The organism is Streptomyces asoensis (assembly GCF_016860545.1).
Lineage (GTDB): Bacteria > Actinomycetota > Actinomycetes > Streptomycetales > Streptomycetaceae > Streptomyces > Streptomyces asoensis.
Genome location: NZ_BNEB01000001.1, coordinates 269,664 through 286,228, shown reverse-complemented (window position 1 = coordinate 286,228; position 16,565 = coordinate 269,664). Strand labels below are relative to the sequence as shown.

General features: G+C 72.3%; 16 protein-coding genes. 7 read left to right on the top strand and 9 right to left on the bottom strand.

What is annotated here, in order from left to right; all coding sequences use genetic code 11:
- Positions 1-2: 2 nt before the first annotated feature.
- Both efeB and efeO read right to left on the bottom strand, forming a co-directional pair.
- Positions 3-1,250: an iron uptake transporter deferrochelatase/peroxidase subunit gene (gene efeB, locus Saso_RS01260; protein WP_189917114.1), complete on the bottom strand. Its 1,248-nt coding sequence runs from the start codon at positions 1,248-1,250 to the stop codon at positions 3-5.
- Positions 1,251-1,265: 15 nt separating this feature from the next.
- Positions 1,266-2,405, bottom strand: coding sequence for an iron uptake system protein EfeO (gene efeO / locus Saso_RS01255; RefSeq protein WP_189917112.1), 1,140 nt, complete (start codon positions 2,403-2,405; stop codon positions 1,266-1,268).
- Positions 2,406-2,642: 237 nt separating this feature from the next.
- Here efeO and Saso_RS01250 point away from each other — a divergent pair, with 237 nt between their 5' ends.
- On the top strand, positions 2,643-3,326 hold the full coding sequence (locus Saso_RS01250; RefSeq protein WP_189917110.1) for a PhzF family phenazine biosynthesis protein: 684 nt from the start codon (positions 2,643-2,645) through the stop codon (positions 3,324-3,326).
- A gap of 99 nt (positions 3,327-3,425) precedes the next feature.
- On the top strand, positions 3,426-3,629 hold the full coding sequence (locus Saso_RS01245) for a hypothetical protein (RefSeq protein ID WP_189917108.1): 204 nt from the start codon (positions 3,426-3,428) through the stop codon (positions 3,627-3,629).
- 61 nt (positions 3,630-3,690) lie between these two features.
- Here Saso_RS01245 and Saso_RS01240 read toward each other — a convergent pair whose 3' ends face one another.
- Positions 3,691-4,338 (bottom strand): biliverdin-producing heme oxygenase, encoded by a 648-nt coding sequence (locus tag Saso_RS01240; RefSeq protein WP_189917107.1) that lies wholly within the window; start codon positions 4,336-4,338, stop codon positions 3,691-3,693.
- Positions 4,339-4,485: 147 nt separating this feature from the next.
- Entirely contained in the window at positions 4,486-5,343 is an 858-nt protein-coding gene (gene map / locus Saso_RS01235) for a type I methionyl aminopeptidase (protein ID WP_189917106.1), read from the bottom strand.
- A gap of 57 nt (positions 5,344-5,400) precedes the next feature.
- Here map and Saso_RS01230 point away from each other — a divergent pair, with 57 nt between their 5' ends.
- Positions 5,401-5,631, top strand: coding sequence for a hypothetical protein (locus tag Saso_RS01230; protein WP_189917105.1), 231 nt, complete (start codon positions 5,401-5,403; stop codon positions 5,629-5,631).
- Between the two features lie 16 nt (positions 5,632-5,647).
- Here the strand turns inward: Saso_RS01230 and Saso_RS01225 are convergent, their stop codons facing one another.
- Positions 5,648-6,244, bottom strand: coding sequence for a hypothetical protein (locus Saso_RS01225; RefSeq protein ID WP_189917104.1), 597 nt, complete (start codon positions 6,242-6,244; stop codon positions 5,648-5,650).
- A gap of 103 nt (positions 6,245-6,347) precedes the next feature.
- Here Saso_RS01225 and npdG point away from each other — a divergent pair, with 103 nt between their 5' ends.
- Together npdG and Saso_RS01215 are read left to right on the top strand one after the other, a co-directional pair.
- Entirely contained in the window at positions 6,348-7,076 is a 729-nt protein-coding gene (npdG, locus tag Saso_RS01220; RefSeq protein WP_189917103.1) for an NADPH-dependent F420 reductase, read from the top strand.
- A 76-nt stretch (positions 7,077-7,152) separates the two neighbouring features.
- Positions 7,153-7,371 carry a hypothetical protein gene (locus Saso_RS01215; protein ID WP_189917102.1) on the top strand — a complete coding sequence of 73 codons (219 nt, stop codon included), beginning with the start codon at positions 7,153-7,155 and terminating at the stop codon, positions 7,369-7,371.
- Here Saso_RS01215 and Saso_RS01210 read toward each other — a convergent pair.
- On the bottom strand, positions 7,361-8,161 hold the full coding sequence (locus tag Saso_RS01210; RefSeq protein ID WP_189917101.1) for a site-2 protease family protein: 801 nt from the start codon (positions 8,159-8,161) through the stop codon (positions 7,361-7,363). The two genes, Saso_RS01215 and Saso_RS01210, sit on opposite strands and share 11 nt — an antisense overlap.
- Before the next feature lie 173 nt (positions 8,162-8,334).
- Here Saso_RS01210 and Saso_RS01205 point away from each other — a divergent pair, with 173 nt between their 5' ends.
- Positions 8,335-11,835, top strand: coding sequence for an AfsR/SARP family transcriptional regulator (locus Saso_RS01205; protein ID WP_189917099.1), 3,501 nt, complete (start codon positions 8,335-8,337; stop codon positions 11,833-11,835).
- Positions 11,836-11,851: 16 nt separating this feature from the next.
- Here Saso_RS01205 and Saso_RS01200 read toward each other — a convergent pair whose 3' ends face one another.
- From Saso_RS01200 to panB, 3 genes are all read right to left on the bottom strand, one after another.
- Positions 11,852-12,670 carry an ABC transporter permease gene (locus Saso_RS01200; RefSeq protein WP_189917097.1) on the bottom strand — a complete coding sequence of 273 codons (819 nt, stop codon included), beginning with the start codon at positions 12,668-12,670 and terminating at the stop codon, positions 11,852-11,854.
- Positions 12,667-13,692: an ATP-binding cassette domain-containing protein gene (locus Saso_RS01195; protein ID WP_189917095.1), complete on the bottom strand. Its 1,026-nt coding sequence runs from the start codon at positions 13,690-13,692 to the stop codon at positions 12,667-12,669. The genes Saso_RS01200 and Saso_RS01195 overlap by 4 nt, the downstream gene beginning before the upstream one ends.
- A 170-nt stretch (positions 13,693-13,862) precedes the next feature.
- Positions 13,863-14,726: a 3-methyl-2-oxobutanoate hydroxymethyltransferase gene (gene panB, locus Saso_RS01190; RefSeq protein ID WP_189917093.1), complete on the bottom strand. Its 864-nt coding sequence runs from the start codon at positions 14,724-14,726 to the stop codon at positions 13,863-13,865.
- 229 nt (positions 14,727-14,955) lie between these two features.
- Here panB and Saso_RS01185 point away from each other — a divergent pair, with 229 nt between their 5' ends.
- Positions 14,956-16,548, top strand: coding sequence for an MFS transporter (locus tag Saso_RS01185; protein ID WP_189917091.1), 1,593 nt, complete (start codon positions 14,956-14,958; stop codon positions 16,546-16,548).
- The last annotated feature ends 17 nt before the right edge of the window (positions 16,549-16,565 follow it).

Here is a 16,565-nt window from a genome sequence, read left to right as displayed (position 1 = left end):
GGCTAGGCCTCCTTGGAGAACAGCGTCCGGCCCCACCAGTCGTCCTTGTCGCGGACGCCCGGCGGGACGGCGAAGACGGCCGAACCCACGTGCTGGATGTACTCGTTGAGCGCGTCGGTCGCGAGGTTGCGCTGCACGCGGATGAATCCCTCGCGCACGTCACGCTGGTAGGCGAGGAAGAACAGGCCCGCCTCCAGACGGCCCAGACCGTCGGTGCCGTCCGTGAAGGAGTACCCGCGGCGCAGGATCGTCGTCCCGTGGTTGGAGTCGGGGTGCGCGAGCCGCACGTGCGCGTCGGGCTTCATCGCCTTCAGGAACGGCTCGTCGCGTTCCTTCGCCTTGCCCACCGGAGCACCCTCGCCCTTGTCGCGGCCGAAGATGTCCTCCTGCTCCTGGAGCGAGGTGCGGTCCCAGGTCTCGATGTGCATCCGGATCCGGCGGGCGACGAGGTAGGAGCCGCCCGTCATCCAGTCGGGACCGTCCTTCTCGCCGACCCACACGAACTTCTTCAGCCGGTCGGTCTCGGTGCCCGCGATGTTGCGGGTGCCGTCCTTGAAGCCCATCAGGTTGCGCGGGGTCTGCGCGTCCGGCGTCGTGGACGAGGTCTTGCCGAAGCCGAGCTGCGACCAGCGGATGACGACCTTGCCCATGCCGATCCGGGCCAGGTTGCGGATCGCGTGCACGGCGACCTGCGGATCGTCCGCGCAGGCCTGCACGCACAGGTCGCCGTTGCTGCGGGCCGCGTCGAGCGCGTCCCCGGCGAACGTCGGCAGGTCGACGAGGGCGTCGGGCCGCCGGCCGGCGAGGTCGAACTTCTTGAACAGGGACGGCCCGAAGCCGATCGTCAGCGTCAGCCGGGACGGCTTGAGTCCCAGGGCCTCGCCGGTGTCGTCCGGCGGCGCCTCGGCGAGACCGCCGAACGCGCCCTCGCCGACCGCCTTGCCGGCCGTCATCCGGCGGGCGGCCTCGGTCCAGGCCTTGAGGACCTGGACGAACTCGGCGCGGTCGGTGGTCGTCACGTCGAACGCGGCGAAGTGCAGCCGGTCCTGGACGGGCGTGGCGATCCCCGCCTGGTTCACGCCGTGGAAGTCGACCGCCGCGCCCGTGTCCGCGCCCGCCGGTACGACGTCGTCGCCGGTACGCGTCATCGCCACCGCGCCGCCCGCCGCCGCGGCGCCGAGCGCGAGGCCCGCCCCGCCCCAGCCGATCAGCGACCGGCGGGTGGGGCTGCTGCCCTGGGTGTCCGTCATGTCCTGGCCCTCCGGTTACTTCGCGACGGCGGCGGCGAGCTTCGACAGCGGCTCGGCGAGCGCGTTGACCGCGTCGGACAGTTCCTTGCGGCCGGCGGCGCCGACCTTGTCGTACGAGGTGAACGCGTACGACGACGTGTTCGGCCGGTACTTGTCCAGGAGCGTGTTCAGCGCGGCGAACTGCTTGTCCAGGTCGGTGACCAGGGCCGCGTCGTTCTCCTGGGCGACCGGCTTGAGCAGCTCGTACGACTTCTGGGCGCCCTCGACGTTGGCCTTGAAGTCGATGAGGTCGGTGTGCGAGTAGCGCTCCTCCTCGCCGGTGACCTTGCCGGTGGCGACCTCGTCCAGGAGTTCCTTGGCGCCGTTGGCCATGGAGGTGGGGGTGATCTCGGCCTTGCCGACCCGCTTCTGCCAGTCGGTCAGGTCGGTCGTGAGCTGCCCGGCGAGGGTCTTCTCGGTGGCGGTGATCTTCTTGTCCTGCCAGAGGGCCTTCTCCAGCCGGTGCCAGCCGGTCCACGTCTGACCGGCCTCCAGGCCGTCGGCGCGGACGTCGACCTTCGGGTCGATGTCGCCGAAGGACTCCGCGACCGGCTCGGTGCGCTCCCAGCCGATGCGGGAGGGCGCGTAGGCCGCCTTGGCGGCCTCGAGGTTCCCGGCCTGGATCGCCTTCACGAAGGTCGCGACGAGCGGCAGCGTGGCGTCGGCCTGTTCCTGCGCGTACTCGCGGTAGGCGGCGACGGCCTTGTCCAGGCGCGGGTCGCGCTCGGCGACCGAGCCGCCGGTGACCTTGAGGTTCTGGCGGATGCCGGTGCCCTTCATACCGGGCTTGCAGGCGATCCGGTAGTCACCGGCCTTCACCTCGGCGGTGACCCGCTGCTTGGTGCCGGGGCCGATGTTCTCGCGCTCGCTGACGATCCGGTCGTCGGGGAAGAGGATGTAGACCTCGGTGACCTTGGAGCCCTTGTTCTCGATGGCGAGTTCGAGGTGCCCGGCGGAGATCTCCTTCTTGGAGGTCACGCACGTGGAGTCGGTGGCGGTCACGCCGATGACGCGGTCGCCGTCCTTCGCGTCGCTCTTCGAGGTGCAGCCGGTGACGGCGGCCAGTGCGGTCACGGCGGTGACGGCGGTGACGACGGACAGTCTGGCGGCTCGCATTCGGGCTCCCAGCGATGGCTGAATAGTGGCGTGACCCGGCTCACAGGGTTGGTGAGCCTCGCCTAACTTATCCAAGGCTTACCTGCGTAATACCCGTCCGGGCAGTGATTCACCTCTCATAGACGCCGTAAGAGCACGAGAGGATCACGGCGGCCCAAAACGGACCCCAAGGGATGGTCAAAGGAGATTCAAGGATTCCGTTTCTGGCCGGGCCGTCGTCGGTGCTTCAATTTCCCGGTGACTGATTACGACGTGCTCCGCGTCTTCTGCGCGCCGAACGGCGGCTACGGCAACGAACTGGGCGTGGTCCGCGAGGGCTCGGTGCTGCCCGACCGCCAGGACCGGCAGGACCTCGCGGCGAAACTGGGCTTCGGCGAGACCGTCTTCGTCGACGACCCCGAGCGCGGGGTCGTCGACGTCTACACGCCCACCGCACGGCTGCCCTTCGCGGACCACTCGTGCGTCGGCGTCGCCTGGCTGCTCGACGTGCCCGAACTCGTCACACCGGCCGGAACCCTGGGCACCCGCCTGGACGGGGAGTTCAACTGGATCGAGGCGCGGGCCGAGTGGGCCCCGCCGTGCACGTTCCGTCAGTACGCGAGCGCCGCCGAGGTCGACGATCTCGCCGTCCCCGCGCCCGGCGGCGAAACCGCGGCGGACCTCCCCCTGGGGGAGAGCCGGGGCACGCTCTACGCCTGGGCCTGGGAGGACGAGCCGGCCGGCCGCATCCGCGCCCGCGGCTTCCCCGCCCGTGGCGACGGCGTCGACGAGGACGAGGCGACGGGCGCGGCGGCGCTGCTGCTCACCGAGCGGCTGGGCCGCGCCCTGAACATCACCCAGGGCGCCGGCTCCCAGATCCTGACGGCCCCGCAGCCGTTCGGCTGGGTGGAGCTCGGCGGACGGGTGTTCCTGGAGCGCTGACCCCCTACGGCTGCGGCCCGTACGGGTGGTGTGGTGTGTGCGGGGAGAGGGGAGCGGGGACCTCTGGGCGTGACCACTCGGCCCCGTGAGAGGAACACCATGCGTATCCGTTCAGTCCTCGCCGCAACCGTCCTGGGTATCGCTCTCGCCGCCGCCGGCGCCACGACCGCCACCGCCGACGAGGGCCCCCGCCAGCACCACCACTTCGGCGGGGAGGAAGGCGTCTGTAGCCCGTACGTTGGCGCGGTCGACACGGTGTCGGCCGACATCTTCTGGGCCGGCAAGCACTGCGACCGGTTCTGAGACGCACGCCGGGCCCCCTCGCGACGGAGCGAGGGGGCCCGGTCCGTCCTGGCGGGCCGGCTCAGGCCGAGAGCGGGAACTCCGCGCCCAGCGCCCCGAAGACGGCCGTGTTCAGCGCAAAGGCGCGCCTGCACTCGCTCACGACCCGCTGCTTCTCCAGGTCGTCCGCGCGCACCCCGTCCAGCAGCTCCCGGTATCCGCGCTTGAACGCCGCCGGGTTGGCTATCTCCTCGAAGACGTAGAAGCGCACGCCGTCGCCCTTGCGCGCGAAGCCCCACGTCCGCTCCGCCCTGTCGCGGATGATCTGCCCGCCGGAGAGGTCGCCCAGGTAGCGCGTGTAGTGGTGGGCGACGTACCCGGCCGGCCAGCGCTCGGCGCACTCCCGCACCCGCGCCGCGTAGGCCTCGGTCGCCGGGAGGGCGGACAGGCCCGACCGCCATCCGGCGCCGCGCAGATGCGCCAGGTCCCGCTCCAGTGCGGGGAGCCGGAACAGTTCCGGCCGCACGAAGGGGCCGGCTACCGGATCCGCCGCCAGCCGCGCGGCCCCGGCCTCCAGCGCCTCGTACACGAACCACAGTTGCTCGGTGTAGCGCGCGTAGGCGTCCATGCCGAGCCTGCCGCCGAGCAGGTCGCTCATGAACGTCGAGGTCTCCGCCTCCATGTGCTGCTCGTGGGACGCGGTGCGGATGACTGTCGAGAAGGAGTCCATGCACCCGAGTCTCTGTGGTTAGGGTTACCTAAGTCAATGTTTTGTCGACGGCCTGTCGGCAACCTTTCCGACGGGGAGTCGGTAAAAACCGCCCATGGCAGCGGAAAGCCCGCCCCCGGAGGGAGCGGGCTCGGCGCGCGGACGGCTCTACGGCAGGGTGAGGATCTCCGCCCCCGTCTCGGTCACCACCAGCGTGTGCTCGAACTGGGCCGTGCGCCTTCGGTCCTTGGTCACCACGGTCCAGCCGTCGTCCCACATGTCGTACTCGTGCGTGCCGAGCGTCAGCATCGGCTCGATGGTGAACGTCATCCCGGGCCGGATGACCGTCGTCGCGTGCGGGCTGTCGTAGTGCGGGACGATCAGCCCCGAGTGGAACGACGTGTTGATCCCGTGTCCCGTGAAGTCGCGCACCACGCCGTAGCCGAACCGCTTCGCGTACGACTCGATGACCCGCCCGATGATGTTGATCTGCCGGCCGGGCCTGACCGCCTTGATCGCCCGCTCCAGGGACTCCCGGGTCCGCTCCACCAGCAGCCGCGACTCCTCGTCGACGTCCCCGACCAGGTACGTGGCGTTGTTGTCCCCGTGCACCCCGCCGATGTACGCCGTCACGTCGAGGTTGACGATGTCGCCGTCGCGCAGCACGGTCGAGTCCGGGATGCCGTGGCAGATGACCTCGTTGACGCTCGTGCACAGGGACTTCGGGAAGCCCCGGTAGCCCAGCGTCGACGGGTAGGCGCCGTGGTCGCACATGTACTCGTGCGCCACCTTGTCGAGTTCGTCGGTGGTGACCCCCGGCGAGATCAGCTTCGCGGCCTCCGCCATCGCCTGCGCGGCGATCCGGCCGGCCCGGCGCATCGCCTCGATCGTCTCGGGCGTCTGCACCTCCGGCCCGGTGTACGGCGTCGGGGCGGGCTTGCCGACGTACTCGGGGCGGCGGATGTTTCCGGGCACCGAACGGATGGGGGACAGCTCCCCCGGGACGAGCAGCGACTGGCCAGACATGCCAGTGAGTCTAACGAGCGGCCTTGGGGGAACATGTCGGTGTCGAGAGGAGCCGTCATGCCCCTGTTCAAGAAGAGCACCACCGGCAAACCGGGCGAGTGGTACTACTGCCTGGAGCACAAGAAGGTCGAGGAGGGCCCGGACTGCCCCGCCAAGGACCGCTTCGGTCCGTACCCGAACCGCGCGGAGGCCGAGCACGCGATGCAGACCGCCCGCGAGCGCAACCTTGAGTGGGAGAACGATCCCAAGTGGCACGACGCCCCGGCGGCGGGCCCCGGCGACGACTGACCGCCGGCCCGGGGGGTCACCAAGGGGGCGGGGGCGGCGCCGTCAGCCGTTCGGCCAGGTGGGAGAGCCGGTCGGCCAGCCGCCGGCGCCCGCGCGTCGGCGCCGGTGTCTCCCCGGCCGCCGCGCTCACCAGGTGCTGCACCGTGTCCAGGTCCAGCTCGGAACCGTCCGGCACGGCCAGCGACTCGTGCGCCAGAGCCGTCAGCTCGTCCTCGGCGGGGCCCAGCGCCAGGACCAGGACCCCGGTCCGGCGGGCGTCCGACACCCGCTCCAGGAGCGGCGCGTCCCCCGACGGCGACGCCACCAGCAGTGTCTCGCCCCGCCGGGCCGCCTCGATCCGGCCCAGGCCCACCGCCAGGTGCGCCGGGTCGCCCGGACGCGCGTCGTGCCGGACGAGGGTCGGGGCCAGCTCCGGCGTGCCCGACCACGCTGCCTCGTCCACCAGATGCGCCGCGAGATGCCAGGGTTCGTACGCCGCCGAGCCCGCCAGCAGCAGCCCGCCGCCGTGCGACACGACCGACGCCCGCAGCACCGCGGCGAACCTCCGCGTGGCCCCCAGCCACTCGGTCCCGGCGAGCACCTCGCGCAGCAGCGCGACCCGTACGGCGTCCATGCGGCCGCATCGTGCCGCACCCGGCCGCCGCCCGTACGGGCTTCGCCGTGCGTTCACCCGACATGACGAAGGGCCCTGCCGCACGCCCACGTAAAGTCGGCCCATGACCTCTACCGACAGTGCACAGAACGCCTCCTCGGCAGCCCCGGCGAAGGCCCCCGCCAAGGACCCGTGGGACCTCCCCGACGTCTCCGGTCTCGTCGTCGGCGTGCTCGGCGGGACCGGCCCGCAGGGCAAGGGTCTCGCCTACCGGCTGGCCAAGGCCGGTCAGAAGGTGATCATCGGGTCGCGTGCCGCCGACCGCGCGCTCGCCGCCGCCGAGGAGCTCGGGCACGGCGTCGAGGGCGCCGACAACGCCGAGACCGCGCGCCGCAGCGACATCGTGATCGTCGCCGTGCCGTGGGAGGGCCACGGCAAGACCCTGGAGTCCCTGCGCGAGGAACTGGCCGGCAAGCTGGTCGTCGACTGCGTCAACCCGCTCGGCTTCGACAAGAAGGGCGCCTACGCCCTGAAGCCGCAGGAGGGCAGCGCCGCCGAGCAGGCCGCCGCCCTGCTGCCGGACTCGCGCGTCGCCGCCGCGTTCCACCACCTCTCCGCGGTCCTCCTCCAGGACCCGGAGATCGACGAGATCGACACCGACGTCATGGTGCTCGGCGAGGAGCGGGCCGACGTCGAGATCGTGCAGGCGCTGGCCGGCCGCATCCCCGGCATGCGCGGAGTCTTCGCCGGGCGGCTGCGCAACGCCCATCAAGTGGAGTCCCTGGTCGCCAACCTGATCTCCGTCAACCGCCGCTACAAGGCGCACGCGGGCCTGCGCGTCACGGACGTCTGAGCCCATGGGGGACACTGGTCCCAGCCGGCCCCTCGGAGCCGGCCCAGCAGTGTCCCCCGACAGGAGAACCGGATCCATGCCCCCGCTGCCCCCGCCCGGCCCGACCCGGCGACTCGCCCTCTACACCCTCGTCGTCTGCGTCCTCGCCGTGGCCGCGGCCGTCGTCTCCTTCGCCCGGGGCAGCCTCCTCGGCATCGTCTGGGTGCTGCTCGCGGGCCTGTCCTCCAACATGACCTGGTACTACCTGAAGCGGGAGAAGCTGCGCAGGACCGCGGGCACCGACGTCACCGGCTGATCGCGCAGTACTCGTTCGTGCCCTCCCAGAAGCGGTACAGCGACTGACCGCAGTACGTCTCGAAGTCGCCGATCCCGAGGCCGCGCAGCACCGTGTCCACCAGGTCGAAGAACATCCCGTTGACCGACGGGACCCACAGCAGCGCGAACACGAACAGCAGGCCGAACGGCGCGAACGGCTCCACCTGCCGCTTGACGCCGTACGACAGCCACGGCTCGATCACCCCGTAGCCGTCCAGACCGGGCACCGGAAGGAAGTTCAGGATCGCCGCGGACACCTGGAGCAGGGCGAGGAAGGCGAGCGCGAACCGGAAGTCGGCCGGCACGCCGTCCAGCGCGTCCAGCCAGAACGGCGCCGTGCACACCACCGCGAACAGCACGTTCGTCAGCGGGCCGGCCGCCGAGATCAGGCTGTGCCGCCACCGGCCCCGGATCCGCGCCCGCTCGATGAAGACCGCGCCGCCCGGCAGACCGATCCCGCCCATGATCACGAACAGCACCGGCAGCACCACGCTGAGCAGCGCGTGCGTGTACTTCAGCGGGTTCAGCGTGAGGTACCCCTTCGCGCCGATCGAGATGTCACCGCTGTGCAGGGCCGTACGCGCGTGGGCGTACTCGTGCAGGCACAGGGAGACGATCCAGGCGGCCGTGACGAACAGGAACACCGCCACGCCCGGCTGCTCGGCGAACCCCGTCCAGGTCGCCCAGCCGGTGACCGCCGTGACGGCCAGGATCCCGAGGAAGACGGGACTGATCCTCCGCTCGGCACTGCGGGTGGTGGCGGTGGTCATGGGGCCCCCTGAGTTCGTACGCGCGTGTGGAACTGCCCGACCGTACCCGGCCGGGACGCAACGGGAAAACGTTCCGCGACCGGCCCCCGGTTCCTGGGGCCCGTGATCCGGGGACGTCCGGCTCGCGCCACCCCGCCGCAACCCCGTGACCGTCCCCGTCCCCTCCGGAGAGAATGGACCCCGTGCGCTACCGCATCCTCGGCACCACCCAGGCACTCCGTCCGGACGGCGTCCCCGTCTCCGTCGGCGGCGCCCGGCTGCGCGCCCTGCTGACCGTGCTGGCGTTGCGGGCGGGCCGGAGCGTACCCGCCGGGCTGCTCGTGGAGGAGGTGTGGGCCGGGGACCCGCCCGCCGACGAGCAGGGCGCGTTGCAGGCGCTGGTCGGCCGGCTGCGCCGGGCCCTCGGCCCGGACGCCGTCGACTCCGCCGAGGGCGGCTACCGGCTGGCGGCCGCCCCCGACGACGTCGACCTGCACCGTTTCGAGCGGCTGACCGCCGACGGTCTGCGCGCGCTCGCCGACGGCGATCCCGCCAAGGCGGCCGTCGTCCTCGACGACGCCCTCGCCCTGTGGCACGGCCCCGCCCTCGCCGACCTGCCCGACCGGGCCGCCGAGGCGGCCCGCCGGGAGGCCCGCCGCCTCGACGCGGTACGCGCCCGGCACACCGCCGCGATCGCGCTGGGCCAGGCCGAACGGTCGCTGCCCGAACTCACCGCCCTGTGCGACGCCCACCCGCTCGACGAGCCCCTCCAGGCGCTGCGCCTGCGCGCCCTGCGCGACGCGGGCCGTACCGCGCAGGCGCTGGCCGCCTACGACGACGTCCGGCGGCTGCTCGCGGACCGTCTCGGCACCGACCCCGGCCCCGAACTGCGGGCCCTGCACGCCGAACTGCTCGGGCAGGGCGAGCCGGCAGGCCCCGGCGAGCCGTCCGTCCGCCCGCGGCCCGCGGCCGGCGGCCGTGCGCCGGCCCCGCCCGCCCCGGCCCCGCCGCCCCTGGGCAACCTCCGGGCCCGCCTCACCTCCTTCGTCGGCCGTGAGAACGACATCGCGGCCCTCCGCGAGGACCTCGCCTCGGCCCGCCTGGTCACCCTGCTCGGGCCCGGGGGAGCCGGGAAGACCCGCCTGTCACAGGAAGCGGCCGAGGCCGTCCGGGACGCGTCACGCGCGGTCGCCGGGAGCCCGGTGCGCGACCGCGTGCCCGCCGGGACCCCGGACCTCGCCGGCGCCCGGACCGCGACGGCGCGCGACGGCGGCCTCGCACCCCCGCCGGACGGCGCCGCGGACGTCGCACGCGACGGCGTCTGGGTGGCCGAGCTCGCGCCGGTCGCCGACCCGGCCGCCGTACCCCAGGCCGTCCTCACCGCCGTCGGGGCCCGCGAGACCGTGCTCTACGGCGCCGGAGCCGAGGAGATACGGGCCGCCGAGCGCCACGACGACCCCCTGGAACGGCTCGTCGAGCACTGCGCCCGGCGCCGGATGATGATCGTCCTCGACAACTGCGAGCACGTGGTCGACGCCGCCGCCCGGCTCGTCGAGGAACTGCTGGCGCGCTGTCCGGAGGTGACCGTGCTGGCCACCAGCCGCGAGCCCCTCGGCGTGCCCGGGGAGGTGCTGCGCCCGCTGGACCCGCTGCCGGAGCCCGTCGCGCTGCGGCTGCTCGCCGACCGCGGCGCGGCCGCCCGCCCCGGCTTCCGCACCGATGCCGACGAGGAGACCGCGGCCGCCTGCGCGGAGATCTGCCGCCGTCTCGACGGCCTGCCGCTCGCCATCGAACTCGCCGCCGCCCGGCTGCGGCTGCTCACCCCGCGGCAGATCGCCGACCGGCTCGACGACCGCTTCCGCCTCCTCACCTCCGGCAGCCGCACGGTCCTGCCCCGGCAGCAGACCCTGCGGGCCGTCGTCGACTGGTCGTGGGACCTGCTCGACGAGGACGAACGCGACGTCCTGGCCCGGCTGTCGGTGTTCGCCCGCGGCTGCGACCTCGCCGCCGTCGAGGCCGTGTGCGGCCCGGCCGACCCCGCCCCCGGCACGTCCGGCGACCCGTTCGCCCCCCGTTCCGTCCTCGACTCGCTCGCCTCGCTGGTCGACAAGTCGCTCGTCGTCGCCGCCCCGGACCCCCGCGGCGACATGCGCTACCGGCTCCTGGAGACGGTCGCCGAATACGCGGGCGAACGGCTCGACGCTTCGGGCCGGCGGGCCGCCGCCGAGCGCGCGCATCTGACGTACTACCGCGAACTCGCCCGCACCACCGACCCGTTGCTGCGCGGACCCGGCCAGCGCGAGGCCATCGACCGTCTCCAGCTCGAGTACGAGAACCTGCGGACCGCGCTGGGCCGCGCCGTCGCCGCCCGGGACGAGCAGGAGTCGCTCTGCCTGGCCCTGTCCCTCGTCTGGTACTGGCAGATGCGCGACCTGCGCATCGAGGCCCGCGGCTGGTGCGTGCAGATCATGGCCCTGGGCCCCGACCCGTTCGCCGAACCCTTGCGCCCGGCCGCGCCGGTGTGGCGGTCCTGCACCGACGCCCCGCCGCCGATGACCGGAGAGATCCTCGCCGAGGCCCGGCGCGGTCTGCACCTGGCCCATCTGGCCTGCATGGACACCGAGATGGAGGCCTGGCAGACGGCGACCTCGCAGACCAAGCTGCGGATGATCGCCGACACCTACCAGCCCGGTCAGCCGCAGACCTGCCGCGCACCCGGCATGCTCTGGTTCTTCGCCGTGATCATGACGGGCACCCCGGACCGGATCCGCGCCATCATCGACGCCAGCGTCGACACCTGCCGCCGCACACCCGGCTACGAGTGGGAGCTCGCCTCCTGCCTCCAGCTGCGCGCCAACATCCTCGCCAACCGCTCCGACTGGGCCGGGAGCGCCTTCAGCGACGCGGCCGAGGCCCTGGAGATCTTCCGGCGCATGGGCGACGCCTGGGGCACCGCCGAGGCCCTCTCCGCGCGCGGCGAGGCCCATGAGCGCCTGGGCGCCTACCGCGAGGCCGCCGCCGACTACGAGGGCGCCATCGAGCAGGCCGAACGGCTCGGCGCCCGCTCGCAGTCCGCCGTCCTCACGGCGCGGCTGGGCAGCGCGCTGCTGGAGGCCGGCGAGGAGGAACGCGGCGAGCGCCTGCTGCGCGAGGTCATCGCCGGCGAGGAACGCGCGGCCCACGAGGCCACGCACATCGCCCGCCTCTTCCTCGCAGGCTGGCTGGGCGTCAGCGGCCGCTACTCCGAGGCGCGCGAGCAACTGACGCTGCTGCGACAGGAGTTCGACTTCGGGCACTTCGCGGTCTTCGACTGCTTCATCCTGGGCGCGGAATCCTGGCTCGACGCGGTCGACGGCCGGTACGGGCAGGCGCTGACCGGTATCCGGGCCGCCCTGGAACGGGCCACCGATCCGCTGACCGTCGCGATGGCCCCGCAGATGCGCTCCTTCTACCTCAGCATCGCCGCGGCCTCCGTGGCCCGCGTGGACGGCGGTGCCCGCGCCGCGGACGCCGCCCGCTGCCTGGGCGCCGCCGAGGCCCTGCTGCCCGAGCGCCACGTGCCCCAGCGGGTGGAGCGCGAGGCCCGCGACCTGGCCATGGCCTGGACGCGCGGTGCGCTCGGCGACACCGAGTTCGTCAGGGCGTACGCCGAGGGCGGCGGCCTCTCCTACGAGGAGGCCGCCGCCCTGGTGTGATCGCGCGGTGTCCGGCTCAGGCCTTCGTGCGGAACTTGTGGATGGCCACCGGGGCCATCACCGCGGTGAGTCCCACGGACCAGGCCAGGGTCACCCACAGGCCGTGCGCGACCGGACCGCCCACCATCAGGCCGCGCGCCGCGTCCGCCAGCGAGGACAGCGGGTTGTAGTCGGTGAAGTTGCGCAGCCAGCCCGGCATCGAGTCGGTCGGCGCGAAGATCGACGAGCCGAACTGGAGCGGCATCAGCACCAGGAAGCCCATGGCCTGCACCGACTGCGCGCTCTTCATCGTCACCCCGAGGGTGAGGAACACCCACATCAGCGCCGAGCCGAACACGGTGGCCAGACCCACCGCCCCGAACATCCCGGGCCAGTTGGTGATGTCGAAGCCGACCAGGACCCCCACGATCATGAGGACCGCGCAGGCGACGAGCATCCGCATCAGCTCCACCACGATCTTGGCGAACAGCACCGAGCCGCGCCCGATCGGCAGGGACCGGAAGCGGTCCATGACACCGGAGTTGAAGTCGGTGTTGAAGCCGGTGCCCACCCCCTGGGCCATGTTCATGCCCATCATGGCCAGCAGACCGGGCACGACGTACTGGACGTACGCCTGCTGCCCGCCGCCCAGCGACTGCCCGATCGAGCCGCCGAAGACGTACACGAACAGCAGGGTGAAGATCACCGGGAACAGGATCGCGTCGAACATCGACTCCGGGTCCTGCCGGATCCACAGCAGGTTGCGCCGGATGAGCGCGCCGGTGTGGCGCAGGTGGCTGCGCAGCGGGATGCGGGCGTCGGCTGCCGTGCCGATGTCGATCGTGGCCGCGCTCATACGGCGACCTCCTCGCGGGTCTCGGTGGGGCGGTCGTCCTGCGGGGCACTGGCACGGTGGCCGGTGAGGGACAGGAAGACCTCGTCCAGGCTGGGGAGTTCGGTGGTGAGGGAGGAGAGGGTGATGCCGCGCGCGGTGACCGCGCCGATCACGGCGGTCAGCTGCTCGTCGCTGAGCACCGGCACGAGCACCGAACCGCGTTCGGCGTCCACGACGCTGGTGGCGAGCCCGGTGATGCCGAGTTCGTCGAGCCAGCTCGCCAGCGGCCGCAGGTGCAGCGGATCGGCGGGCCGTACCCGCAGCGTCCGGCCGCCGACCCGGGACTTCAGCTCCTCGATGCCGCCCTTCGCGATGACCTTGCCCCGGTCCACGACGGTCAGCTCGGAGGCGAGCTGCTCGGCCTCCTCCATGTACTGCGTGGTCAGCAGCACGGTGACCCCGTCCCCGACCATCGCCTTGACCTCGGTCCACACCTCGTTGCGGGTGCGGGGGTCGAGCCCGGTGGTCGGCTCGTCCAGGAACAGCACCTGCGGCCGGCCGATCATCGAGGCGGCGAGGTCGAGGCGGCGCCGCATACCGCCCGAGTACGTCCCGGCGGGCCGCTTGGCGGCCTCGGTGAGCGAGAACCGTTCGAGGAGCTCGTCGGCCCGGGTCCTGGCCTCCTTGCGGGGCAGGTCCAGCAGCCGCCCGATCAGGTAGAGGTTCTCCCACCCGGGGAGCTTCTCGTCCACCGAGGCGTACTGGCCGGTGAGGCCGATCACCCGGCGCAGCTGCCGGGGCTGGCGTGCCACGTCGTAGCCCGCGACGGTCGCGTGCCCGCTGTCGGCGGCCAGCAGGGTGGACAGGATCCGGACGAGGGTGGTCTTCCCGGCGCCGTTCGGCCCGAGGACCCCCATCACGGTGCCCGCCCGTACATCGAGGTCGACGCCGTCCAGTGCCTTGGTCTCGCCGTAGTGCTTGACCAACCCCCGAACGGTCACAGCGCTCCGTGCGCCACTGGGGTTCTTGTCGATTCGTGTCATGCCGGAACAGTCGCAACCCCCACCGACAAACCACCGACAGGACGCCTACAGGGACCGGCGGCGACCGGCACGCGCCCGACATGTCTCCGACACGCGCCCGGCGGACCTCCGGAAAGGGAGCAGCCCGCCGACGGGGGAAGATCGGCGGGCTGCTGTGGTGCTGCGATGGCTCAGTGGACGCTGTGCTCGTCCTGCGGGAACGTTCCGCCCACGACGTCCTCGGCGAACGCCTTCGCCGCGTCGCCCATGACCTTGCGCAGGTCCGCGTACTGCTTGACGAACTTCGGCACCCGGCCTGCGGTCAGCCCGAGCATGTCGGTCCACACCAGCACCTGGGCGTCCGTCTCGGGTCCGGCGCCGATACCCACGGTCGGGATGTGCAGCACCCGGGTCACCTCGGCCGCGAGCTCCGCCGGAACCAGTTCCAGCACCACCGCGAACGCGCCGGCGTCCTGGACGGACTTCGCGTCCCGCAGCAGCTGCTGGGCCGCCTCCTCGCCGCGCCCCTGCACGCGGTACCCCATCGCGTTCACCGACTGCGGGGTCAGGCCGATGTGCGCCATCACCGGGATCCCGGACTCCACCAGCAGTTCGATCTGCCGGTGCGAGCGCTCGCCGCCCTCCAGCTTCACGGCGCCGACCCCGGCCTCCTTCACCAGCCGGGTCGCGCTGCGCAGCGCCTGGACCGGCCCCTCCTGGTAGGAGCCGAAGGGCAGGTCGCCGACGATCAGCGCACGGCTGGTGCCCCGTACGACCGCCGCCGACAGCATGGTCATCTCGTCGAGGGTGACGGGGACGGTCGTCTCGTACCCCAGGTGGCAGTTGCCCGCCGAGTCGCCCACCAGCATGACCGGGATCCCGGCCTCGTCGAACACGGACGCGGTCATCGCGTCGTAGGCGGTGAGCATGGGCCACTTCTCGCCGCGCTCCTTGGCGAGGGCGAGGTCGCGGACGGTGATACGGCGTGTGCCCTTGCCCCCGTACAGCGCCTTGCTGCCGTCGGGGGTGTTGCGGGCAGCCGAAAGCTGCGTCATTGCACCGGCTCCTAACGTCATCTCGAGGCGCCCTCACGGCGTCCCCGGACCACCACCCATGGTGGCACCTCGTGCCAGGGAGGGCCAGGGCGCCCCCTGTGGGCAAGACCTCAGTCCGGTCGGAGCCGGGTGGAGCCCCGGTCGGGCCCGGGTAAAGCCTCAGTAAGAAAACCCGCCGCGGAATCGATACGAGACGGTCTCGTATCGAAAGTGTCCTAGGCTCGACCCCATGACTACTCCTGCCGTCCCGACCGCACCGCGCATACCGGAGGCGGTGCACCGGCGTCGCTGGGCCATCCTCGGTGTCCTGATGCTGAGCCTGCTGATCGTGGTGCTCGACAACTCGATCCTGAACGTCGCGATCAAGACGATCTCGACCCCCGCGCCCACCGGCCTCGGCGCCACCCAGAGCGAGCTGGAGTGGGCGATCAACGCCTACACGCTCGTCTTCGCGGGACTGCTGTTCTCCGCCGGTCTCCTCGGTGACCGCTTCGGCCGCAAGCGGGTCCTGCTCGGCGGACTCGCCGTCTTCGGCATCGGCTCGGCGCTCGCCGCGGAATCCGGCTCGCCCGCCCAGCTCATCGCCTTCCGCGCGCTGATGGCCCTTGGCGCGGCCTTCGTGATGCCGGCGACCCTCGCCGTGCTGATGAACGTCTTCGAGCGCGAGGAGCAGCCCAAGGCGATCGGCATCTGGGCCGGCGGCGTCGGCCTCGCCATCGCCATCGGACCCATCACCGGCGGTCTCCTCCTCGACCACTTCTGGTGGGGCTCGGTCTTCCTCATCAACGTGCCGATCGTCCTGCTCGCGCTCGGGCTGATGCTGTGGCTGGTGCCCGAGTCCCGCGACCCGAACCCGGGCCGTATCGACCTGGTCGGCGTCGCCCTGTCCGTCGTCGGCCTGGTGCTGCTCGTCTACGGCATCATCAAGGGCGGCGAGCTGGCCGACTTCACCGACGCGACCGTGCTCGCGACCACCGGGGCCGGCCTGGCCGTGCTCGTGGCGTTCGTGGTGCACGAGAAGCGCAGCGACCACCCGTCCGTCGACATGGACTACTTCAAGAACAAGGTGTTCTCCGCCGCCATAGCGGTCATCGCCCTGGTGTTCTTCGCGCTCATGGGCGTCACCTTCTTCTCGGTCTTCTACACCCAGAGCGTGCGCGGCTACTCGCCGCTCCAGACCGGCCTGCTGATGCTGCCGCTGGCCGCCGCGCAGCTGATCTTCGCCCCGCGGGCCCGGCTGGTCGTCGACCGCATAGGGATCAGGGCGACGACCACGGGGGCGATGCTCGTCCTCGCCACGACTCTGGCCGCGTTCGCCACGCTGGACGCCGACACCCCGATCTGGCTCCTCGAGGTCGTCTTCTTCTTCATGGGCGCCGGCATGGCCCACGTGATGACCCCGACCAGTGTCGTCATCATGCAGGCCCTGCCCCGCGAGAAGGCCGGTTCCGCCTCCGCGCTGAGCAACACCTTCCGTCAGGTCGGCGGCGCGCTCGGCATCGCCGTCCTCGGGTCCGTGCTGTCCACGTCCTACCGCAACGGCATCGAGGGCCACCTCGGCGCGCTGCCCGCGGGCGTGCGCGACACGGCGGGCGAGTCCATCGAGGCGACCCTGGGCGTCGCCGCGAAACTCGGCGAACGGGGCCGGTCGCTGGTCGGCCCCGCCAACGACGCCTTCCTGCACGCCATGCACGTGACCGCGCTGTGCGGGGCCGTGGTGGCATTCGCGGGCGCCGTCGTGGTGGCGTTGTTCCTGCCGGGCAGGCCGAAGCCGGCGGCCGAGGACACCACGAAGGAGGAACTGGAGCGGGTGGAGCCGTAGGACGGCGGCGGGACGGC